Origin of the sequence: Escherichia sp. HH41S, assembly GCF_009820115.1 — a bacterium.
GTDB lineage: Bacteria > Pseudomonadota > Gammaproteobacteria > Enterobacterales > Enterobacteriaceae > Escherichia > Escherichia coli_F.
This window is the reverse complement of sequence record NZ_VNXE01000123.1, coordinates 29,469-52,628: the sequence shown is the minus strand read 5'-3', so window position 1 is coordinate 52,628 and position 23,160 is coordinate 29,469. Positions and strand designations below refer to the sequence as shown.

Sequence of the window (23,160 nt, the reverse complement as noted above, 5' to 3'; positions counted from 1 at the left end):
CCTCCCCCAGCATCTATACTTATCTTTTTGCTCTGTTTTCTCACTGGAGGAGTCATGCGGTGGATCCTGTTCATCCTCTTCTGCCTGCTGGGCGCACCTGCCCACGCGGTATCCATACCCGGCGTTACAACCACAACGACAACGGACTCAACGACTGAACCGGCCCCGGAACCGGATATCGAACAAAAAAAAGCGGCCTATGGCGCACTGGCGGATGTGCTGGATAATGACACCTCGCGTAAAGAGTTGATCGACCAGTTGCGCACCGTCGCCGCGACGCCTCCTGCGGAACCCGTACCGAAGATCGTGCCGCCGACGCTGGTTGAAGAGCAAACCGTGCTGCAAAAAGTCACCGAAGTCAGCCGCCATTATGGTGAAGCCCTTTCCGCCCGCTTCGGACAACTTTATCGCAATATCACCGGCTCCCCGCATAAGCCGTTTAATCCACAAACCTTCAGCAATGCGCTGACCCATTTTTCAATGTTAGCGGTATTAGTGTTTGGTTTTTACTGGCTGATTCGCCTGTGCGCACTTCCGCTGTATCGCAAAATGGGCCAGTGGGCGCGGCAAAAAAATCGTGAGCGCAGTAACTGGTTGCAGCTTCCGGCGATGATTATCGGGGCGTTTATTATCGACCTGCTGTTACTGGCACTGACATTATTTGTCGGTCAGGTTTTAAGCGACAACCTGAATGCGGGCAGTCGCACCATCGCTTTCCAACAAAGTTTGTTTCTCAACGCCTTTGCCCTGATTGAATTTTTCAAAGCTGTACTACGCCTGATTTTTTGCCCAAACGTGGCGGAACTGCGCCCGTTCACGATTCATGACGAGACCGCCCGTTACTGGAGCCGTCGCCTGAGCTGGTTAAGCAGCCTGATTGGCTATGGCCTGATTGTGGCCGTGCCGATTATCTCTAATCAGGTGAATGTACAGATAGGTGCGCTGGCGAACGTCATCATTATGCTGTGCATGACGGTCTGGGCGTTGTACCTGATCTTTCGTAATAAAAAAGAGATTACCCAGCATTTGCTCAACTTCGCGGAACACTCGCTGGCCTTTTTCAGCCTGTTTATTCGCGCTTTTGCGCTGGTGTGGCACTGGTTGGCAAGCGCCTATTTTATCGTGCTGTTTTTCTTTTCGTTGTTCGATCCGGGCAACAGCCTGAAATTTATGATGGGTGCAACGGTGCGCAGCCTGGCGATTATTGGTATCGCAGCGTTTGTTTCCGGTATGTTTTCCCGCTGGCTGGCGAAAACCATTACCCTCTCGCCACATACTCAGCGTAACTATCCCGAGCTGCAAAAACGGCTGAATGGATGGCTTTCGGCGGCACTGAAAACAGCGCGTATTCTGACAGTCTGCGTGGCGGTAATGCTGCTGTTGAGCGCATGGGGATTGTTCGATTTCTGGAACTGGCTGCAAAACGGCGCGGGGCAGAGAACCGTAGATATCCTGATCCGTATCGCACTCATTCTTTTCTTCTCGGCGGTTGGCTGGACGGTGCTCGCCAGTTTGATCGAAAACCGGCTGGCTTCGGATATTCATGGCCGCCCGCTACCCAGCGCCCGTACGCGTACCCTGCTGACGCTGTTCCGTAACGCGCTGGCGGTGATTATCAGTACCATCACCATCATGATTGTGTTGTCAGAAATCGGCGTCAATATCGCGCCATTGCTGGCAGGTGCCGGGGCATTAGGTCTGGCTATCTCGTTTGGTTCGCAAACGCTGGTGAAAGATATCATCACCGGCGTGTTTATACAGTTTGAAAACGGCATGAACACTGGAGATTTGGTGACTATCGGGCCGTTGACCGGCACTGTGGAACGGATGTCGATTCGCTCCGTGGGCGTACGCCAGGATACCGGGGCGTATCACATCATTCCGTGGTCTTCGATTACCACCTTTGCTAACTTTGTCCGCGGCATTGGTTCGGTAGTGGCAAATTATGATGTTGATCGCCATGAAGATGCAGATAAAGCCAATCAGGCACTGAAAGATGCGGTAGCGGAATTAATGGAAAACGAAGAAATTCGCGGGCTGATTATTGGTGAACCGAATTTTGCCGGGATTGTCGGCTTAAGCAATACCGCGTTTACACTGCGTGTTTCGTTCACCACGCTGCCACTCAAACAGTGGACGGTACGCTTTGCCCTCGACAGCCAGGTGAAAAAACATTTCGACCTGGCGGGCGTTCGCGCGCCAGTGCAGACTTATCAGGTGCTGCCTGCTCCGGGCGCGACCCCGGCTGAACCGTTGCCGCCGGGGGAACCAACGCTTTAACGCTGGCGATTGACAAAACGGCGGCGCTGCTCGTCGTTCATAAAGGTCCAGGCAATAAAGCGGCTCTGCTTTTGCCCCTGGGCCATCTCTTTTTTGACCACTTTCACCGCGCCCACGTCCGTCAGAGCACGATACAACGGCGGTAAGTTTTCGCCACGAGATACCAGCGAGGTAAACCACATCACCTGCTTCGCGAAGCCTTTGCTCTCTTCAATCATCTTTTTGATAAAAGCCACTTCACCGCCTTCACACCACAACTCCTGTTGCTGACCACCAAAGTTCAATGCATCGTCTTTGTTCAGCCCCAGATTACGCCGTTTACGCTCACTACCCGCCCGTGCCGCAGCGGCGGAATCGTGGAATGGCGGGTTACACAAGGTCGCGTCGTATTGCTCGTTTTTGTGGATAATACCGTTAAAAATCGCCCCGCTCTCTTTTTGCCGACGCAGACGAATGGCGCGATTAAGCCCCGGATTAGCGCTGATGATCGCCTGCGCGCTGCTTAACGCCTGGCTGCTGGTTTCACTACCGGTAAAACGCCAGCCGTATTCATGTACGCCAATCAGCGGATAAATACAGTTCGCACCAACGCCGATATCCAAAATGCTGGCCCTGGCTGGAATTGTTCCTGTTGCTTCTGCCAGTAAATCGGCAAGGTGATGAATATAATCCGCCCGGCCCGGTACTGGCGGGCAGAGAAAACCGTCCGGGATATCCCAGTTCGCTACGGCGTAAAAATGGGCCAGCAACGCCTTATTGAGCGCCTTCACCGCCAGCGGATTGGCAAAGTCTACACTTTGCTCCCCGGCAGGTGTAAGCGTGAGGAATTGCCTGAGTTCAGGATTGACCTGACAAAGCGTGGCGAGATCGTAGCGGCTGTGATGACGGTTGCGCGGATGCAACCCCGGTTTCTGGGCGGACATAGCATTCTCCTTTAAGCAGCGGCGTAAGATACCCGCATAACGCGACAGGGTAAATATCTGGCGTCGTGTATCATGCGCAAAATATGCCACTTATCTTGTTACCCCATCAATTCATCATAAAAATCAGCATCATGCATGTCATTGATTTGTCTTATTTTGTAAAAATATATCGTTCAAAAAACAAGCACATCTCTGTCAATTTTTTGCGTCATTTTCATCGTCCAGGCGACCTACACTTATCAGGCACTACCCGTTGTATTTATGAGGATGTCATTATGAAAAAGTGCCTCACACTACTGATTGCCACCGTCCTGAGCGGAATCTCTCTCACGGCTTATGCCGCGCAACCGATGAGTAACCTGGACAGCGGTCAGCTACGGCCCGCCGGTACCGTTTCGGCAACTGGCGCATCAAACCTAAGCGATCTGGAGGATAAACTGGCAGAAAAAGCGCGCGAGCAAGGCGCGAAAGGTTATGTCATTAATTCCGCAGGCGGAAATGACCAGATGTTCGGTACTGCAACCATCTACAAATAACCCCACCAACGTAACTGCATTCGCCTCTGGATGCAGTTTTCGCCTGTTTTGTAATCAAAAAACATCAAATATGAACGCAATGTAAATAAATGTATTTCTTTTTCGCGCAATGGGTGATAGAAAATCGCGCCAAGTGATAATGCTTATCAAAATTATTATCACTTGCACGAACACTATCACGGGATTAACAGTGGCATCGCATCCGCAGAGAGGCTTTCTCGTGGCAGTGAAAATTTCAACATATAAGAAAAAGTCACCTGCAAAATGGAAAACAATCGCAATTTCCCTGCCAGACAATTTCATTCGCTCACGTTCTTTGCCGGTCTTTGTATTGGTATTACGCCTGTGGCACAGGCACTCGCCGCCGAAGGGCAAGCTAACGCGGATGACACGCTGGTTGTCGAAGCATCAACGCCTTCGCTTTATGCACCACAACAATCTGCCGATCCGAAATTCTCGCGTCCGGTAGCAGATACGACCCGCACGATGACGGTGATTTCTGAACAAGTGATTAAAGATCAGGGCGCAACCAACCTTACCGATGCGCTCAAAAACGTCCCCGGCGTGGGTGCGTTTTTTGCTGGTGAGAACGGTAACTCCACCACTGGCGACGCCATTTATATGCGCGGTGCCGATACTTCTAACAGTATTTATATTGATGGGATTCGCGATATCGGCAGCGTCTCACGCGACACCTTCAATACCGAACAGGTCGAAGTGATTAAAGGGCCGTCCGGCACCGACTACGGGCGCAGCGCGCCGACGGGCTCGATCAATATGATCAGCAAGCAGCCGCGCAATGATTCAGGCATTGACGCTTCCGCCAGTATTGGCAGCGCCTGGTTCCGCCGCGGCACGCTGGACGTCAATCAGGTCATTGGTGATACCACCGCGGTGCGCCTGAATGTGATGGGTGAAAAAACGCACGATGCCGGACGCGACAAAGTTAAAAATGAGCGTTACGGCGTCGCCCCTTCTGTAGCTTTTGGCCTTGGCACAGCGAATCGTTTGTATCTTAATTATCTGCATGTCACCCAGCACAACACGCCAGACGGCGGCATTCCGACCATCGGTTTGCCGGGCTATTCTGCCCCATCTGCGGGAACGGCGGCCCTGAATCATTCCGGAAAAGTTGATACGCATAACTTTTACGGCACGGATTCCGATTACGACGATTCGACCACCGACACCGCTACCATGCGTTTTGAGCACGACATCAACGATAACACCACCATTCGCAATACTACCCGTTGGTCGCGCGTAAAGCAGGATTACCTGATGACGGCGATTATGGGCGGGGCATCGAATATTACCCAGCCCACCAGCGATGTGAATAGCTGGACGTGGTCACGTACGGCGAATACCAAGGATGTGAGTAATAAAATTCTCACCAACCAGACCAACCTGACCTCGACGTTCTATACCGGTTCTATCGGTCATGATGTCAGTACTGGCGTGGAATTTACCCGTGAAACGCAGACTAACTATGGCGTTAATCCGGTCACGTTACCTGCGGTGAATATTTATCATCCTGACAGCAGCATTCATCCTGGCGGCCTGACGCGTAACGGCGCAAACGCCAATGGTCAGACGGATACCTTCGCTATTTATGCCTTCGATACGCTGCAAATCACCCGTGATTTTGAGCTGAACGGCGGGATCCGTCTGGATAATTATCATACTGAATATGACAGTGCCACCGCCTGCGGCGGCAGTGGCCGAGGTGCCGTTACCTGCCCAGCTGGCGTGGCGAAAGGTTCTCCGGTCACCACTGTTGACACCGCCAAGTCTGGCAATCTGGTGAACTGGAAAGCCGGGGCGCTGTATCACCTGACGGAAAACGGCAATGTCTATATTAACTATGCCGTTTCCCAACAGCCGCCGGGCGGCAACAACTTCGCCCTTGCGCAGTCTGGCAGCGGTAACAGTGCCAACCGTACCGATTTTAAACCGCAAAAAGCCAACACCAGCGAGATTGGCACCAAATGGCAGGTTCTGGATAAACGCCTGTTGCTCACCGCCGCGCTGTTCCGTACTGATATCGAAAATGAAGTTGAGCAAAATGATGACGGAACTTACTCGCAATACGGTAAGAAACGCGTCGAAGGCTATGAGATATCCGTGGCCGGGAATATCACTCCCGCGTGGCAGGTGATTGGCGGCTATACCCAGCAAAAAGCAACCATCAAAAACGGCAAAGATGTTGCCCAGGATGGTTCCTCATCGCTGCCGTATACCCCGGAGCACGCCTTTACCTTATGGAGCCAGTATCAGGCAACCGATGATATCTCTGTTGGCGCGGGCGCTCGCTATATCGGCAGTATGCATAAAGGTTCAGACGGCGCGGTGGGAACGCCAGCATTTACCGAGGGTTATTGGGTCGCCGATGCCAAACTGGGGTATCGGGTTAATCGCAATCTCGACTTCCAGCTAAACGTCTACAACCTGTTTGATACCGATTACGTCGCCTCAATCAACAAGAGCGGCTACCGTTATCACCCGGGCGAGCCAAGAACCTTCCTGCTTACCGCCAATATGCATTTCTGATTCAGATGTGGGGCGCAGGGCTCACTAATGTTGATGGCGAGAACAGGACTGCCTGATGCGCTGCGCTTATCAGGCCTACAAGGTTGTGCAATGCATTGAATTCACATCATTTGGTAGGCCGGATAAGGCGTTCACGCCGCATCCGGCATGAACAAAGCACCTGCTGTTAAAAATCGGTGTAGGGTAAAAGCCCCACTTTTTGGAGAACTTGTATGATGTACCACATTCCCTGCGTGTTATCGCCACAGGACGTCGCGCGGTTTCGTGAACAACTGGAACAAGCCGAATGGGTTGATGGACGCGTCACCACCGGCGCACAAGGTGCGCAAGTTAAGAATAATCAACAGGTCGACACCCGCAGTGCGTTATACGCCGCCCTGCAAAATGAGGTGCTGAACGCGGTTAACCAACATGCATTGTTCTTTGCCGCTGCCTTGCCGCGTACCCTTTCCACGCCGCTGTTTAATCGTTATCAGAACAATGAAACTTACGGTTTTCATGTGGATGGCGCGGTACGCAGTCACCCACAAAACGGCTGGATGCGCACTGACCTTTCTGCCACGCTGTTTTTAAGCGATCCACAAAGCTACGACGGCGGCGAACTGGTCGTTAATGACACCTTCGGACAACATCGGGTAAAACTCCCGGCAGGCGATCTGGTGTTGTACCCTTCCAGCAGCCTGCACTGCGTGACCCCCGTAACCCGTGGCGTACGGGTGGCATCATTTATGTGGATCCAGTCGATGATCCGCGATGATAAAAAGCGCGCCATGCTGTTCGAACTGGACACCAATATTCAGTCGCTGAAAAGCCGCCATGGCGAAAGTGAAGAGATCCTGTCGCTGCTCAATCTTTATCATAATCTGCTGCGGGAATGGTCGGAGATCTGACGCTTGAACTGCCCGAGTTCGTCCCTATATTAGCTACACTTAACTGTACAAGCATTGATATGGGGAGGACGATATGGCATCCGGTTGGGCTAACGATGACGCCGTCAACGAACAGATCAACAGTACAATTGAAGATGCGATTGCTCGTGCCCGGGGTGAAATTCCGCGTGGCGAGAGCCTGTATGAATGTGAAGAGTGCGGCGCCCCCATCCCGCAGGCCCGTCGGGAAGCCATTCCTGGCGTGCGCTTATGCATTCACTGCCAACAGGAGAAAGATTTACAAAAACCAGCTTATACAGGATATAATCGCAGAGGTTCGAAAGACAGCCAGTTACGTTAACTGCAACTGGCGGGATGTTTAGTGAGTGTAATTTGTATTTTGCGTGGCATTCCGTGCCTTTAACGCTGCCGTGACTGCCACGCTGTATAAAACAAGTCCATAAGTACAACAAATAAATGGTTTATCAGTATGTTAGATATCAATCAATTTATTTGAACAAGGCGGTCAATTCTCTTCGATTTTATCTCTCGTAAAAAAACGTGATACTCATCACATCGACGAAACAACGTCACTTATACAAAAATCACCTGCGAGAGATTAATTATGAAAACTATCAATACTGTTGTTGCTGCTATGGCTCTTTCAACTCTGTCCTTTGGCGTGTTCGCGGCGGAACCGGTAACGGCATCCCAGGCACAGAACATGAATAAAATCGGCGTGGTTTCTGCCGATGGCGCATCCACCCTCGATGCCCTGGAAGCGAAACTGGCTGAGAAAGCTGCGGCTGCTGGTGCCAGCGGATACAGCATCACTTCTGCCACCAACAACAATAAATTAAGCGGAACTGCGGTTATCTATAAGTAATTCGTAGGCCGGATAAGGCGTTCACGCCGCATCCGGCAACAGGTGCCTGATGCGACGCTACAGCATCTTATCAGGCCTACAAAATCCGAACCGTTGGACGGATAAGGCGTTGACGCTACGTCCAGCAAAAGTATTTCCCTGTCTGTTTGCCGACAGACGCATATGCTCTAACCCTCATTGATCCTATGTTACCCTTGTTTGCCCGTCCGTCACTGGACGGGCTTTTTTTTAGCTGGCTAACTGCTGAAAGAAAGCCTGCAACACCTCTTCCGGCATACCAATCTGCCGTGCCGCATCACAAATGGCCTGCCAGCTTCCCGCATCCAATGGAATCCCCTGCTCCTGCCGTTCGCGACGCGTGTTAACTTCCCACTCGCCCGGTAGCAAAATCGGCTTATCGTCATCATGCGGCGAGGCTTTCACCCACTCGGCAAAGGCTTCGGTCTGCGCGCTACAATCCGGCGCGCCGAACAGTTCCGGGTTGATGATGATAGTGGTCATGCAGTTAAGAATGGCATCGGGACTGGTTTGTAACGTTTCCTGATGCGTCGTTTTACCGCCGGAAAGCGCCCCACCAAGAATTTCACACATCGCTGCAAGGGCGTAGCCTTTATGTTCGGCAAAGGTCAACAGCGAACCCAACGGCGACTCCTGCATTACCGCCGGATTTGTTGTCGGTACGCCGTTAACGTCAATCAGACAGCCTGGCGGCACGGGTACGCCTTTATGCCAGGCGACGCGAGTTTTCCCAAATGCGATGGCGCTGGTGGCGTAATCGAGCAACAGCGGGAAATTATCTTTACGTGGGAAAACCACACAGAACGGGTTGGTGCCAAAGCGGCTGTCGCGGCCGTGGAACGGCGCGACCATTGGAATACCCACCACGCTAACAAAGTGGATAGAGACAAACCCCGCCGCCGCGCACTGTTCTGCCCAGTAACCAATACGACCGATGTGATGCGAGTTATGCAGCGCCACGGCGGCTATGCCGTGCTGATGCGCTTTCTCAATCCCCAGCGCCATCGCTTCGTGTGCCGCGACCTGACCAAATGCGCGAGCGCCATCAAGCGTAACCACCGCGCCCGCTTCTTTAACGATTTTGGCATGGTGGTTAATTTGCAGATGCCCCTGACTCCAGGAACGCACATAGCTTGGGATCATGCCAATACCATGTGAATCATGCCCTGCCAGGTTTGCCGCGATTAAATGATCGGCAACTAATTTCGCTTCTTGTTCCTCGCTACCCATCTGACGAAATACAGCCTGAATAAAACTGTGCAGCGTCTGAGCATCAAAGCGATGACCACTTTCCATGATTAACTCCTGTTTATGTTATGTGTTTGTTGTTTTTTTATGCTGCACGCCGGGCGCGGGAAGGTCAATAAAGATGCAGGAATTTCATATTGCGGTGGGGTAAAAGCCGGATGACATGGATCATCCGGCTGAGAAAGAAATTAAAATGCCTGATGAACGCGCGCCAGGGCGTCGCTAATAGTTGCCGCTTCACCTGTTGCCACCAGGCAGCAAGCCATCTGGATTTTCAGCGATTCGGGAATCGGCTCGCTGCCAGCCAGGCAACGCTCAATCCACTGCGCCGTGGTTTCCGGATCTTTTGCTTGTGGCAGTAACTCGCTACCAGCAGGGTCCTGTTTTTCATACAGCACCCGCATTCCTTCGCGGTCAATGAGATTGATCTGCGGGCAGCGCTGCGGATTAGCATACACTTCACCTTCAGTACCATGCATTAGTAGCGCCCGCCCGCCGATATCGCTAAAGAACTTCGCGACGCGTCCAATGTATTCCGGATGCGAAACGCTGGAAAGACGCAGCGCCTCACCTTCGGCAAATGGTGTCGCCAGTTTCGCCAGGGTATGTGCACTGTTACGCACGCCCATCCGCCAGCGCATCGCCAGTTGTTTTTCCAGCGGCGGGCAAAACGCGCCGACTGGCATAAACACCGGTTGATGTTCGTCGAGCTTCGCCTGCGCCTGCCCGCCGTGCAACGTTGGCGTAATACCCATCAGTTCGAAAATGGTTTCTGTCAGCACGCGAGTTGGATCTTCGCTAACCCCGTGAACCACCACAGGAAAACCGAGTTTGTGCAGCAGAATCGCCAACAACGGCGTCAGGTTGGCCTGTTTACGCGCGCCGTTGTAACTGGGGATGACTATCGGCATCGGCTTGCTAACAGGCGGCGTCAGTTTGATGGTGTGATTTTGCATGGCTTCGTAAAAGCCGAGCATCTCTGCTTCCCCTTCCCCTTTGATACGCAGCGCAATCAATACGCCGCCCAACTCAAGGTCAGGGACTTCACCATTGAGCATATGGGCATACAGACCGCGCGCAGTATCCCGGTCTAAATCGCGCGCGTGGTTTTTCCCGCGCCCGATCTCTTTAATGATTTTGCGATAGTCCATTTACGACTCCTTACCTGACTCACATCATTAACGCCGCCGACGGCGTGGGGATTTCGTTTTTTCTTTCTTTTTAACTATACCTTCAGGGACTTCCGGTTGCTCTATCGGAAATACCGGTAATGCATCCAGTAGTCGCTTGCCATAATTTTTGGTCAGCAAGCGTTTGTCGTAAATCACCACTTCGCCCCAGCAACCGTGGCTTCGAATCAGTCGCCCAACCTGCTGAATCAGGTTAAACGAGGCGCTCGGCAGGCTTTGTACTTCAAACGGATAGCGGTTGAGGCTTTTCAGCCATTCACCTTCGGTGATCACCACCGGGCTGTCGATGGGCGGAAAAGCGATTTTGTGGATATGCACCTGGCTGAGCAGATCACCTTTCAAATCAAGCCCTTCGGCAAATGACTGTAAACCCACCAGCACGCTACGCTCACCGTTGGCGACGCGTTTGCGGTGCAGTTCAACTAAACGGTAACGCGGTTGATCGCCCTGCACCAGCAACATCAGGCGTAAATCCGTCACATAGTCGAGAAATCGCTGCATTGCCCGTCCGCTGGCAAACAGCACCAACATACCGAGATGTTTTTTGCTCTCCACCTGTTCACGGAAAAAGGCCGCCATTTCAGCAATATGCTGTTCTTCGTTGTCGATGGAAGGCTCAAAGCGCATCCGGGGAATAACAATTTTGCCCTGTTCGCAGTGGTTAAAGGGCGAATCCAGCGCCACAAAGCGGTCACCCGCTTTCTCTTTCAGCCCGCTCATCTCCTGCAAACGCGAAAAACTGTTCAGCGAACGCAAGGTTGCGGAGGTAACAATAATGTGCGGAATACTACGCCACAACAGCCTTTCCAGCTGATCGCTGACACGTATTCCCACGCAGTGAAACCAAAGGTGTAACTGCCCGTCGCGCTCTTCCCGCGTCGCCCATTTAGTGACGGGTGCACCGGAAGATTGCGCCAGAGACGCCAGCCGCCAGAGTTTGCTTTGCGCCTCGAACATCCCCAACGCGCGGTTCATCTGCAAAATCAACCGATGCAGACGCACAATGTCGTGGCTGCCGGTTTTCTCACTTAAATCGTTAAGAAATAACTCCGCCAGACCACGCAGCATCTCGGTGAGTTTTGCCAGCCGCTGGCAGATCTCCAGCACTTCATCAGGCAGTTCGCCCATCGCAAAACGGTGCTCTGCCTCCTGCCCGGCAGGCATGTAGAGATTGAGAATGTTGTTTAACGAGGCGATAAGCTCATACAGCTCTTCACAATGCGCATTCAAACGTTCAGGGATTGCCAGCGGTGGGATGGTCTTCGGGCGAAACTGCTCCATACAGGTAGCAACAAGCTTCGTAAACAAGTCCAGCTGCAGCCGATACCACGGCGCGGTAATTTCGGCGCTCATCTCCAGCGCATCCCGTGCCACATCAGGCAAGTGATGACCTTCATCCAGCACCAGCAGTAAATTTTTCGGGTCAGGCAATACGGCTTCGCTTTCCATCGCCGCCATCACCAGCGCATGGTTTGCCACGACAACTTCGGCTTCCTGAATTTCCCGACGAGCGACAAAAAACGGGCATTCGCGATAGTAATAACAGTTGCGGTTGAGGCAGCTGGCTTTGTCGGTACTCAAACGACGCCAGAGATCGTCATCAATGGCGATATCCGTATGATCGCGCAGACCATCCCATTTATAAGTGTCGAGATCGCCCTTCAACTTCGCACAACGTTTTTGCTCTTCCTGATTGTTCGGCGTCAGTTCGTCGTCAAGAAACGCCAGCAGATCCTGTTGCGTGGGTTCAGTGCTGGCGAGCGCCGTCAGATTACGCGGGCAAACGTAGCGCCCACGCCCGAAAGCGGCGGTAAATTTAAGATCGGGAATGATCTTTTTCAGCAACGGTAAATCTTTGCTGTAGATCTGATCCTGCAAGGCCACGTTAGCGGTACTCACCACCAGCGTTTTTTGCTCTTCGCGAGCAATGGCTATGCCGGGGATTAAATAGGAGAGCGTTTTCCCAACGCCGGTGGGTGCTTCAATCGCCAGATGCCGCCCTTCTTCTCCGGCCAGCGTTTTGGCGACGTCCGCAATCATCTGCCGCTGCGGCGCACGGGGAATAAAGTCGGGGATCTGTTCCTGAAGCGCCTTATACCAGGCGGCAATTTGCGCTTTAAGCGCGGCGGTTAATGCCATGAGAAAACCTGAAATACTGTATAAACAGCCAATATTGTGGCATTTTTCGGTTTTCAGGGGTAATGGTTTTTCTGTTTCTGGAAAGCTGCTCGCAATAACGCCCTCTCGCAATATATTTGATTGAAAGTTCGACGGCACAGTGAGCGCCAGTCTTCAGGGCAGAAAACAGCAAGTGATACCGCATTTCGTGGTTACACTTGCCGCCGTCATCGCTTCGCAGGAACCGGTATTGCCCGCCCTGGCCTGAGCCAGGGCCATCAATGCCATTATTCTGCTGCGATCTTTACAGCCATGCGTCTGGCGTCCACTCGGATAAAACTTTAGAAAAACGATATTGTGCGTAGTGGACCATATCACGATATAACGAACTTATACGCAGCTGGTTGGCCTCTTCATTAGACAGATTATTGAAATCAAGCAATACCGCTTTGTATGTATTAAAAGTTTGAGTGCTTATCATATTTTCATCTAAAGAGTGAGCTTTAGCCAATAAAGCAAATGCATAACGTTTTAAAATTTTTGACGCATCAGGAATACCGTTAAAGACATTACTGTGAGAAATATTTGCAAATACGGCGGACAGACAGAAAAATATTTTAGATTTATCACTTTCACTGGCCTCTTTGAGATCCAGCATCATTAATAGATTAGTGTAATGTTTTTCTTTCAAAGTATGCTGTTGCCATTGGTCTGAATCGGTCATCAAAGAGGAAAATAATGATTTAAATTCTGTCGATTGATTATCCGATTCTGGCACAAAGTCTGTTTTTCGCATTATTGCTGACATAAATACATCACGAATATAACCTTTCAATCCAAGAGCATTGAGAATCAATTGGTGTTTCTTATTTTTCTGCGCATATTCCCATCCTTTTGCAAATAAAGGAAATGCACACGTACAAATCTCTTCTGGATCATCTCTGACAACTTCATGGGTATCCTGCAAAGATGGATAAATAGAGTAATTATTCCAGATGGTCTTTTTCTTAACTTCTGGCTCAAGCATTGAGATTAACGCCTGGTGCGATAAGCGCATTACTCGCCCAGAGTTATCGGATGATAACAGGATATAACATTTATTATCTTTATCTAACAATCCTTGCAGCTGATTGAAATTCAACTTTATTTCTTCAGTAACGAATTGTTTTATTTCAGGTAATACCTGATAATTGTGATAAAGGTCAAATGCTAAGTTTTTCTCTTCAACACTTCTGTTTTCAAAAAGCAAATCAACAAATTGAATAAATCTATAATTTTCAGAAACCATCAACTCTGGTCTCTTTAAAAAGAGAGCATAGAAAAAGTTTATTATTTCCGCATCGTTACTCAGATTTTTATTTCTGAAGTAGCACAGATACGTATCCAGTACGCGCATAACAAGTTCATGATCGCTATTAAGTGGGGATTTTAATAGTTTTGCTATTATGGACGATGGGAATGCTACCATGTCCCGCAGCGTGAAGAGTTCCATGCCATCAGTTAATTGCGATAGCAAATCTTTTACTGTTTTTATGTTATAAGTATTATCATTGAAAGATTCGTCTGCCAGAGACTCTAGTTTTTCTATCATCCCCCCGATTACAAATATATCTTTTTCGCTCTCCACGTCATGATTAGACATATCATCGACGATATCTTTAACTTTACTATCACTTTCATATAGTTTTTCTCTCACAATATTATTAGCGTTTACTGCAGAAGTCGCATCATAATAGGATGGCGGAATAATAACAGAGAATTCGTTAGTGAATATAGAATGATATGCAAGATTATCATCATTCAATTTCTCACCAACGTTAAGCGAATTAACATTCCTCAGAATATGCGTCTCAATCTGACTGTCAAAAAGACTTTTAGAAAAACCACTACCTTCAGTCAGTTCAATTTTCATCCTGAGTATTTTATTTTTGAGGTCAGAAAATGTATTTACATAAGGAATAAAAACATCTGATGAATTAGAGTTATTTTTCTTTCCATTAATATTATCTATTCGGACAGTGATCCCTTTCTCATCACGAGGAATTGCATCATTCATATTTATAGAGATAATTTTTTCATGTCTGGATTGGCCGGTTTTAATCGTCATACTGATATCATTTGCGCTGATCTCCGAAATCTCACTGACGAATTTTTTAAAAGCATTATAGCGCTGGTGGCCTGCATTAAATTTGCCAAATGAGATATAATATGCGAAATGTTCAAGGAAACCATGTAATTCCAGTAAATTAACCGGGTCAGAACCATGCACCATATTTAATAACATCGTCGCATAACCATTGCATTTTGAACAATCCATACACCGCTCCTTTGCACATGAATGATCTGCGGATCATAAGCCTGGCAAAATAGGGAATCTTACAGAAATCGCTCATTTTTAACTTTTCGTACTGCAAACTCAGGATCAACCGGGTTATGAAAGTCTGCTGCTGTACGGATCTAAACAGGCTGGCAATCAATCTTTCTATCAATAAGCAGAAATGAGCGATTTTTGATAGTTTATTGGAAATGCTAAAGATATACGGTAATGAAACGACTGCACACTTTATTTTGCTTAGGGAGATAGTCGGATACACTATAGACAATGAAAATAATAAAATCAGGGACAGAATCAAGCTAATACTAAATCACATATCTCATAATAATTTTCCAGATGATGAACAAACACTTTATGCAATAGCATGTTTATTCCAGACTTTCCCAGAATTTGTTTATGAATATCAACCAATGTTATTAACAATAATTCAAATTGCAAGAAGAAATAATTTCATTGCCATTTTATATACACTAGATAGATCATAAAGCAAATTTATTAAAACAATAAAATCAGACATGTCATGCATGTCTGACCGTGTTACCTGAATAATAGGCAAAAGCCTGTGATACTCTTTTGCCCTTACATGGTATTACTGCGCAGCGGCAGGTTTACGCGGACGGCGACGGCGTTGTTGCTCGCCTGCCGGTTTGGCATCGCCGAGACGACGAGATGGTTTTTCTGCAGGTTTTGCACTTGCAGATTTTGAGCCACCTTCTCCACGGCGTGGTTGCTGTTGACCGCGACCACCACCTTGCCCACGACCGCCGCCGCCACGTTGCTGGCGACCGTTCTGGATCGGTTCGGCTTTGATTGACGGGTCCGGCTCATAACCCGGAATCGCAATGCGTGGAATCTCTTTTTTCAGCAGTTTTTCGATATCACGCAGAAGTTTGTGTTCATCCACACACACCAGCGACAACGCTTCACCAGTTGCCGCTGCACGACCGGTACGCCCGATACGGTGGACGTAATCTTCCGGTACGTTTGGCAGTTCATAGTTGACGACGTGCGGCAACTCTTCGATATCCAGACCGCGTGCAGCGATGTCAGTTGCCACCAGAACACGAATATCGCCCGATTTAAAATCGGCCAGTGCACGAGTACGCGCACCTTGCGATTTATTACCGTGGATCGCCGCACTGCGGATACCATCTTTATTGAGCTGTTCAGCCAGATGGTTAGCACCGTGTTTGGTACGGGTAAACACCAGTACCTGCTGCCAGTTCCCTTTACCAATCATGTGCGACAGTAATTCGCGTTTACGTTTCTTATCGACAAAGTGAACGTGCTGGGTCACCTGATCAGACGCGGTATTGCGGCGTGCCACTTCAATTTCCAGTGGGTTATGCAGCAGTTTTTCCGCCAGGTTTTTAATATCGTCTGAGAAAGTGGCGGAGAACAACAGGTTCTGGCGCTTCGCTGGCAGCTTAGTCAACACACGACGGATATCGTGGATAAAGCCCATGTCGAGCATGCGGTCAGCTTCATCGAGGACGAGAATTTCAACCTGATCCAGCTTCACTGCATTCTGATGTTCCAGGTCCAGCAAACGCCCCGGCGTTGCCACCAGCACATCAACGCCACCGCGCAGCTTCATCATCTGCGGGTTAATGCTCACACCGCCAAATACCACCAGCGAACGAATGTTCAGGTATTTGCTGTAATCACGGACGTTTTCGCCAATCTGTGCTGCCAGTTCACGGGTTGGGGTAAGAATGAGCGCACGGACCGGACGACGCCCTTTGGCGTGCGGCTGGCGAGTAATCAAATGTTGCAACAGGGGCAGCGTAAAGCCCGCTGTTTTGCCAGTGCCGGTCTGGGCGCTAGCCATCAGGTCGCGGCCTTCCAGCACCGCAGGGATCGCCTGCTGCTGAATAGGGGTGGGTTCACGGTAACCCTGCTCGGCAACGGCGCGCAGGATATCAGGGCTTAAACCCAAAGAATCGAAAGACATAACTACTCCGAACCGCCCCGACCGTTACCGGTGTAGTTTTCAGGGAGATACTGAAAAGGAAAATGACAAAAACCACAATGTCATGAGGGAGCGGAGTGTAGCAGTTTTTGTGACGCAGCGCATAAATTATCCCTGTGACTGGCGTTGCTAAAATTCCTGGTCATACTGGACAACTCCCATATGGAGTCATAATCTTAATCAATCATTTGATTAAGAATGGACTGTGCGATGAATAATCCTGCCATGACAATCAAGGGTGAACAGGCGAAAAAACAGCTGATTGCTGCCGCACTGGCGCAGTTTGGTGAATATGGAATGAACGCCACCACCCGCGAGATAGCCGCCCAGGCCGGGCAGAATATCGCTGCCATCACCTACTACTTCGGTTCGAAAGAAGATTTGTATCTCGCCTGCGCCCAGTGGATTGCCGATTTTATTGGCGAGCAGTTCCGTCCGCACGCTGAAGAAGCCGAACGCTTGTTCGCACAACCACAGCCGGATCGCGCAGCTATTCGTGAACTGATCCTTCGTGCCTGCAGGAACATGATTAAGCTGCTCACCCAGGATGACACCGTCAACCTCAGCAAGTTTATCTCCCGTGAGCAACTCTCTCCTACGGCAGCCTACCACCTGGTGCATGAACAGGTGATTAGCCCGCTACACAGCCACCTTACACGCCTGATTGCCGCCTGGACCGGCTGCGACGCCAACGACACCCGCATGATCCTTCATACCCATGCGTTGATTGGTGAGATTCTGGCGTTTCGTCTTGGCAAAGAAACTATTTTGTTACGTACCGGCTGGACCGCGTTCGATGAAGAAAAGACCGAACTGATCAACCAGACGGTGACCTGTCATATCGACCTGATTTTGCAAGGATTATCGCAAAGGAGTTTGTAGTGATGAAAAAACCTGTCGTGATCGGACTGGCGGTAGTGGTACTTGCCGCCGTGGTTGCCGGAGGCTACTGGTGGTATCAAAGTCGCCAGGATAACGGCCTGACGTTATATGGCAACGTGGATATTCGCACCGTGAATCTTAGCTTCCGTGTTGGGGGGCGCGTTGAGTCGCTGGCCGTGGACGAAGGTGATGCGATTAAAGCGGGCCAGGTGCTGGGTGAACTGGATCATAAGCCGTATGAAATTGCCCTGATGCAGGCAAAAGCGGGTGTTTCGGTGGCACAGGCGCAGTATGACCTGATGCTTGCCGGGTATCGCGATGAAGAAATCGCTCAGGCCGCCGCAGCCGTAAAACAGGCGCAGGCCGCATATGACTATGCGCAGAACTTCTACAACCGCCAGCAAGGGTTGTGGAAAAGTCGCACTATTTCGGCAAACGACCTGGAAAATGCCCGCTCCTCGCGCGACCAGGCGCAGGCAACGCTGAAATCAGCACAGGATAAATTGCGTCAGTATCGCTCCGGTAACCGTGAACAGGACATCGCCCAGGCGAAAGCCAGCCTCGAACAGGCGCAGGCGCAACTGGCGCAGGCGGAGCTGAATTTACAGGACTCAACGTTGATAGCACCGTCTGATGGCACGCTGTTAACCCGCGCGGTAGAGCCTGGCACGGTGCTCAATGAAGGTGGCACAGTCTTTACCGTCTCACTGACACGTCCGGTGTGGGTGCGCGCTTATGTTGATGAACGTAATCTCGACCAGGCCCAGCCGGGGCGCAAAGTGCTGCTTTATACCGACGGTCGCCCGGACAAACCGTATCACGGGCAGATTGGTTTCGTTTCGCCTACCGCTGAATTTACCCCGAAAACTGTCGAAACGCCGGATCTGCGTACCGACCTCGTCTATCGCCTGCGTATTGTGGTGACCGACGCCGATGATGCCTTACGCCAGGGAATGCCGGTGACGGTGCAATTCGGTAACGAGGCAGGACATGAATGATGCCGTTATTACGCTGAACGGTCTGGAAAAACGCTTTCCGGGCATGGACAAGCCCGCCGTCGCGCCGCTCGACTGTACCATTCATGCTGGTTATGTAACGGGGCTGGTGGGGCCGGATGGCGCAGGTAAAACCACACTGATGCGCATGCTGGCGGGATTACTGAAACCCGATAGCGGCAGCGCCACGGTGATTGGCTTTGATCCGATCAAAAACGACGGCGCGCTGCACGCCGTTCTCGGCTATATGCCGCAGAAATTCGGCCTGTATGAAGATCTCACGGTGATGGAGAACCTCAATCTGTACGCGGATTTGCGCAGCGTCACCGGTGAAGCGCGGAAGCAGACTTTTGCTCGCCTGCTGGAGTTTACATCTCTTGGCCCGTTTACCGGACGTCTGGCGGGCAAGCTCTCCGGCGGGATGAAGCAAAAACTCGGCCTGGCCTGTACGCTGGTGGGCGAACCGAAAGTGTTGCTGCTCGATGAACCTGGCGTCGGCGTTGACCCTATCTCACGCCGCGAATTGTGGCAGATGGTGCATGAGCTGGCAGGCGAAGGAATGTTAATTCTCTGGAGTACCTCGTATCTCGACGAAGCCGAGCAGTGCCGTGACGTGTTACTGATGAACGAAGGTGAATTGTTGTACCAGGGAGAACCGACGGCCCTGACACAAACCATGGCCGGACGCAGCTTTCTGATGACCAGCCCGCACGAGGGCAACCGCAAACTGTTGCAACGCGCCTTGAAACTGCCGCAGGTCAGCGACGGCATGATTCAGGGGAAATCGGTACGACTGATCCTCAAAAAAGAGACCACACCAGACGATATTCGCCACGCCGACGGGATGCCAGAAATCGACATCAGCCAAACCACGCCCCGCTTTGAAGATGCGTTTATTGATTTGCTGGGCGGAGCTGGAACCTCGGAATCACCGCTGGGCGCAATATTGCATACGGTGGAAGGTACACCTGGCGAGACGGTGATCGAAGCGAAAGAGCTGACCAAAAAGTTTGGCGATTTTGCCGCCACCGATCACGTCAACTTTGCCGTCAAACGCGGTGAAATCTTTGGTTTGCTCGGGCCAAACGGCGCAGGGAAATCGACCACCTTTAAGATGATGTGCGGCTTGTTGGTACCGACCTCTGGCCAGGCGCTGGTGCTGGGGATGGATCTGAAAGAGAGTTCTGGCAAAGCGCGCCAGCATCTCGGCTATATGGCGCAAAAGTTTTCGCTCTATGGCAACCTGACGGTCGAACAGAATTTACGCTTTTTCTCCGGCGTGTATGGCTTACGCGGGCGGGCGCAGAACGAAAAAATCGCCCGTATGAGTGAGGCGTTCGGCCTGAAAAGTATCGCCTCCCACGCGACCGATGAACTGCCATTAGGTTTTAAACAGCGGCTGGCGCTGGCTTGTTCGCTGATGCATGAACCGGACATTCTGTTTCTCGACGAACCGACTTCCGGCGTTGATCCCCTCACCCGCCGCGAATTTTGGCTGCATATCAACAGCATGGTAGAGAAAGGCGTCACGGTAATGGTCACCACCCACTTTATGGATGAAGCAGAATATTGTGACCGCATCGGCCTGGTGTATCGTGGGAAATTAATCGCCAGCGGCACGCCAGATGATTTGAAAGCGCAGTCGGCCAACGACGAGCAACCCGATCCCACAATGGAGCAGGCCTTTATTCAGTTGATCCACGACTGGGATAAGGAGCATAGCCATGAGTAATCCGATCCTGTCCTGGCGTCGCGTGCGGGCGCTGTGCGTCAAAGAGACGCGGCAGATCGTTCGCGATCCGAGTAGCTGGCTGATTGCAGTGGTGATCCCACTGTTGCTGCTGTTTATATTTGGCTACGGCATTAACCTCGACTCCAGCAAGCTGCGGGTCGGGATTTTGCTGGAACAGCGTAGCGAAGCGGCGCTGGATTTCACCCATACCATGACCGGTTCGCCCTACATCGACGCCACCATCAGCGATAACCGTCAGGAATTGATCGCCAAAATGCAGGCGGGAAAAATTCGTGGCCTGGTGGTGATTCCGGTGGATTTCGCCGAACAGATGGAGCGCGCCAACGCTACCGCGCCGATTCAGGTGATCACCGACGGCAGTGAGCCAAATACCGCTAACTTTGTGCAAGGTTATGTCGAAGGGATCTGGCAGATCTGGCAAATGCAGCGGGCAGAGGACAACGGGCAGACTTTTGAACCGCTTATCGACGTCCAGACTCGCTACTGGTTTAACCCGGCGGCGATTAGCCAGCACTTTATTATCCCCGGTGCGGTAACCATCATCATGACGGTTATCGGCGCGATTCTCACCTCGCTGGTGGTGGCGCGAGAATGGGAACGCGGCACCATGGAGGCGTTACTCTCTACGGAGATAACCCGTACGGAACTGTTGCTGTGTAAGCTGATCCCTTATTACTTCCTTGGGATGCTGGCGATGTTGCTGTGTATGCTGGTGTCAGTGTTTATTCTCGGCGTGCCGTATCGCGGGTCGCTGCTGATTCTGTTTTTTATCTCCAGCCTGTTTTTGCTCAGTACTCTGGGAATGGGGCTGCTGATTTCCACAATTACCCGCAACCAGTTCAACGCCGCACAAGTTGCCCTGAACGCCGCTTTTCTGCCGTCGATTATGCTTTCCGGCTTTATTTTTCAGATAGACAGTATGCCCGCGGTGATCCGCGCGGTGACGTACATTATTCCCGCACGTTATTTCGTCAGCACCCTGCAAAGCCTGTTCCTCGCCGGGAATATTCCGGTGGTGCTGGTGGTGAACGTGCTGTTTTTGATCGCTTCGGCGGTGATGTTTATCGGCCTGACGTGGCTGAAAACCAAACGTCGGCTGGATTAGGGAGAAGAGCATGTTTCATCGCTTATGGACGTTAATCCGCAAAGAGTTGCAGTCGTTGCTGCGTGAACCGCAAACCCGCGCGATTCTGATTTTACCTGTGCTTATTCAGGTGATTCTGTTCCCGTTCGCCGCCACGCTGGAAGTGACTAACGCCACCATCGCCATCTACGATGAAGATAACGGCGAGCATTCGGTGGAGCTGACCCAACGTTTTGCCCGCGCCAGCGCCTTTACCCATGTGCTGCTACTGAAAAGCCCGCAGGAGATCCGCCCAACCATCGATACGCAAAAGGCGTTATTGTTGGTGCGTTTCCCGGCTGATTTCTCACGCAAATTGGATACCTTCCAGACCGCGCCATTGCAGTTGATCCTCGACGGACGCAACTCCAACAGTGCGCAAATTGCCGCCAACTACCTGCAACAGATCGTCAAAAATTATCAGCAGGAGCTGCTGGAAGGAAAACCGAAACCTAACAACAGCGAGCTGGTGGTACGCAACTGGTATAACCCGAATCTCGACTACAAATGGTTTGTGGTGCCGTCGCTGATCGCCATGATCACCACTATCGGCGTAATGATCGTCACTTCACTTTCCGTCGCCCGCGAACGTGAACAGGGTACGCTCGATCAGTTACTGGTTTCTCCCCTCACCACCTGGCAGATATTCATCGGCAAAGCCGTACCGGCATTAATTGTCGCCACCTTCCAGGCCACCATTGTGCTGGCGATTGGTATCTGGGCGTATCAAATCCCCTTCGCCGGATCGCTGGCGCTATTCTACTTTACGATGGTGATTTACGGTTTATCGCTGGTGGGATTCGGTCTGTTGATTTCGTCACTCTGTTCAACGCAACAGCAGGCGTTTATCGGCGTGTTTGTCTTTATGATGCCCGCCATTCTCCTTTCCGGTTACGTTTCGCCAGTGGAAAACATGCCAGTATGGCTGCAAAACCTGACGTGGATTAACCCTATTCGCCACTTTACGGACATTACCAAGCAGATTTATTTGAAGGATGCGAGTCTGGATATTGTGTGGAATAGTTTGTGGCCGCTACTGGTGATAACGGCCACGACAGGGTCAGCGGCGTACGCGATGTTTAGACGCAAGGTGATGTAACTTCTTATCTTTCGCCAGCAAAGACACTACCGCCGGGCCAGCAAGGATTGCCAGCCCTGCAATTGCCAGCAAAAAGTTGTTTTCCAGTACGCGGGACAACAGCCACAGCACAATCAGCGCTGCGCCAAAATACCAGGTCGTAGTCAGCTCTTCCAGCACGTCTGCCACCTCACGCCAGCGTTGCTCGGGGTGGCGCTGAAACACCAGCATCATCACTACCGTGACACAATACAGTGCGCATAATCCCACGCCGACGTGAACCAGAGTCTTACTCATCCAGCCCACCACCAGCAGCGCCACTACCAGTAAATGCAACATAATCTGCCAGCAACTTAGACCCGTTGCGACACGAACACGTTGTTGCCACTTCATGGCTTCTCTCCTGA

Annotated in this window: 18 protein-coding genes; 11 read left to right on the top strand and 7 right to left on the bottom strand. The window is 51.1% G+C overall.

Annotated features, from left to right (window positions below):
- Positions 1–54: 54 nt before the first annotated feature.
- On the top strand, positions 55–2,280 hold the full coding sequence (ybiO, locus tag FQZ95_RS24400; protein WP_160530845.1) for a mechanosensitive channel protein: 2,226 nt from the start codon (positions 55–57) through the stop codon (positions 2,278–2,280).
- On the opposite strand, the gene rlmF is transcribed toward ybiO, so the two are convergent.
- Positions 2,277–3,203, bottom strand: coding sequence for a 23S rRNA (adenine(1618)-N(6))-methyltransferase RlmF (gene rlmF, locus FQZ95_RS24395; RefSeq protein WP_160530843.1), 927 nt, complete (start codon positions 3,201–3,203; stop codon positions 2,277–2,279). The genes ybiO and rlmF overlap by 4 nt on opposite strands.
- 275 nt (positions 3,204–3,478) lie before the next feature.
- Here rlmF and mcbA point away from each other — a divergent pair, with 275 nt between their 5' ends.
- The 5 genes from mcbA (at position 3,479) to ybiJ (ending at position 8,041) form a co-directional block, all read left to right on the top strand.
- On the top strand, positions 3,479–3,739 hold the full coding sequence (mcbA, locus tag FQZ95_RS24390) for a DUF1471 family periplasmic protein McbA (protein ID WP_000710619.1): 261 nt from the start codon (positions 3,479–3,481) through the stop codon (positions 3,737–3,739).
- Between the two features lie 264 nt (positions 3,740–4,003).
- Complete coding sequence (locus FQZ95_RS24385) at positions 4,004–6,286, top strand: catecholate siderophore receptor Fiu (RefSeq protein WP_160530842.1); 2,283 nt, start codon at positions 4,004–4,006, stop codon at positions 6,284–6,286.
- Positions 6,287–6,498: 212 nt separating this feature from the next.
- Entirely contained in the window at positions 6,499–7,176 is a 678-nt protein-coding gene (gene ybiX, locus FQZ95_RS24380; protein ID WP_160530840.1) for a PKHD-type hydroxylase YbiX, read from the top strand.
- 73 nt (positions 7,177–7,249) lie between these two features.
- Positions 7,250–7,516 (top strand): C4-type zinc finger protein YbiI, encoded by a 267-nt coding sequence (gene ybiI / locus FQZ95_RS24375; RefSeq protein WP_000146357.1) that lies wholly within the window; start codon positions 7,250–7,252, stop codon positions 7,514–7,516.
- 264 nt (positions 7,517–7,780) lie between these two features.
- Positions 7,781–8,041, top strand: coding sequence for a DUF1471 family protein YbiJ (ybiJ, locus tag FQZ95_RS24370; RefSeq protein ID WP_000849301.1), 261 nt, complete (start codon positions 7,781–7,783; stop codon positions 8,039–8,041).
- A 228-nt stretch (positions 8,042–8,269) separates the two neighbouring features.
- Here ybiJ and hcxB read toward each other — a convergent pair whose 3' ends face one another.
- The 5 genes from hcxB to rhlE all read right to left on the bottom strand — a co-directional run bounded on the left by hcxB (position 8,270) and on the right by rhlE (position 16,904).
- On the bottom strand, positions 8,270–9,355 hold the full coding sequence (hcxB, locus tag FQZ95_RS24365) for a hydroxycarboxylate dehydrogenase HcXB (protein ID WP_160530838.1): 1,086 nt from the start codon (positions 9,353–9,355) through the stop codon (positions 8,270–8,272).
- 140 nt (positions 9,356–9,495) lie between these two features.
- A complete protein-coding gene (gene ybiB / locus FQZ95_RS24360; protein WP_088541628.1) occupies positions 9,496–10,458 on the bottom strand; it encodes a DNA-binding protein YbiB in 963 nt (320 codons plus the stop codon).
- Positions 10,459–10,485: 27 nt separating this feature from the next.
- A complete protein-coding gene (dinG, locus tag FQZ95_RS24355) occupies positions 10,486–12,636 on the bottom strand; it encodes an ATP-dependent DNA helicase DinG (protein ID WP_032183796.1) in 2,151 nt (716 codons plus the stop codon).
- Positions 12,637–12,919: 283 nt separating this feature from the next.
- Positions 12,920–14,932 (bottom strand): type III effector, encoded by a 2,013-nt coding sequence (locus tag FQZ95_RS24350; RefSeq protein ID WP_160530836.1) that lies wholly within the window; start codon positions 14,930–14,932, stop codon positions 12,920–12,922.
- A 607-nt stretch (positions 14,933–15,539) separates the two neighbouring features.
- On the bottom strand, positions 15,540–16,904 hold the full coding sequence (gene rhlE, locus FQZ95_RS24345; RefSeq protein ID WP_000007133.1) for an ATP-dependent RNA helicase RhlE: 1,365 nt from the start codon (positions 16,902–16,904) through the stop codon (positions 15,540–15,542).
- 228 nt (positions 16,905–17,132) lie between these two features.
- Here rhlE and cecR point away from each other — a divergent pair, with 228 nt between their 5' ends.
- Genes cecR through FQZ95_RS24320 form a run of 5 tightly spaced genes read left to right on the top strand, consistent with a single transcriptional unit; the run spans position 17,133 to position 22,774 of the window.
- A complete protein-coding gene (gene cecR / locus FQZ95_RS24340; protein ID WP_001296991.1) occupies positions 17,133–17,804 on the top strand; it encodes a DNA-binding transcriptional regulator CecR in 672 nt (223 codons plus the stop codon).
- A 2-nt stretch (positions 17,805–17,806) separates the two neighbouring features.
- Positions 17,807–18,802 carry a secretion protein HlyD gene (hlyD, locus tag FQZ95_RS24335; protein ID WP_001296990.1) on the top strand — a complete coding sequence of 332 codons (996 nt, stop codon included), beginning with the start codon at positions 17,807–17,809 and terminating at the stop codon, positions 18,800–18,802.
- Positions 18,795–20,531, top strand: a complete 1,737-nt coding sequence (locus FQZ95_RS24330) for an ATP-binding cassette domain-containing protein (RefSeq protein WP_105277041.1) — start codon at positions 18,795–18,797, stop codon at positions 20,529–20,531. Before hlyD ends, FQZ95_RS24330 begins: the two co-directional genes overlap by 8 nt.
- Entirely contained in the window at positions 20,524–21,657 is a 1,134-nt protein-coding gene (locus tag FQZ95_RS24325) for an ABC transporter permease (protein WP_000070131.1), read from the top strand. The genes FQZ95_RS24330 and FQZ95_RS24325 overlap by 8 nt, the downstream gene beginning before the upstream one ends.
- A gap of 10 nt (positions 21,658–21,667) precedes the next feature.
- On the top strand, positions 21,668–22,774 hold the full coding sequence (locus FQZ95_RS24320; protein ID WP_000469031.1) for an ABC transporter permease: 1,107 nt from the start codon (positions 21,668–21,670) through the stop codon (positions 22,772–22,774).
- On the opposite strand, the gene FQZ95_RS24315 is transcribed toward FQZ95_RS24320, so the two are convergent.
- Positions 22,736–23,146 (bottom strand): YbhQ family protein, encoded by a 411-nt coding sequence (locus FQZ95_RS24315; RefSeq protein ID WP_000871981.1) that lies wholly within the window; start codon positions 23,144–23,146, stop codon positions 22,736–22,738. The two genes, FQZ95_RS24320 and FQZ95_RS24315, sit on opposite strands and share 39 nt — an antisense overlap.
- Between the last annotated feature and the right edge of the window lie 14 nt (positions 23,147–23,160).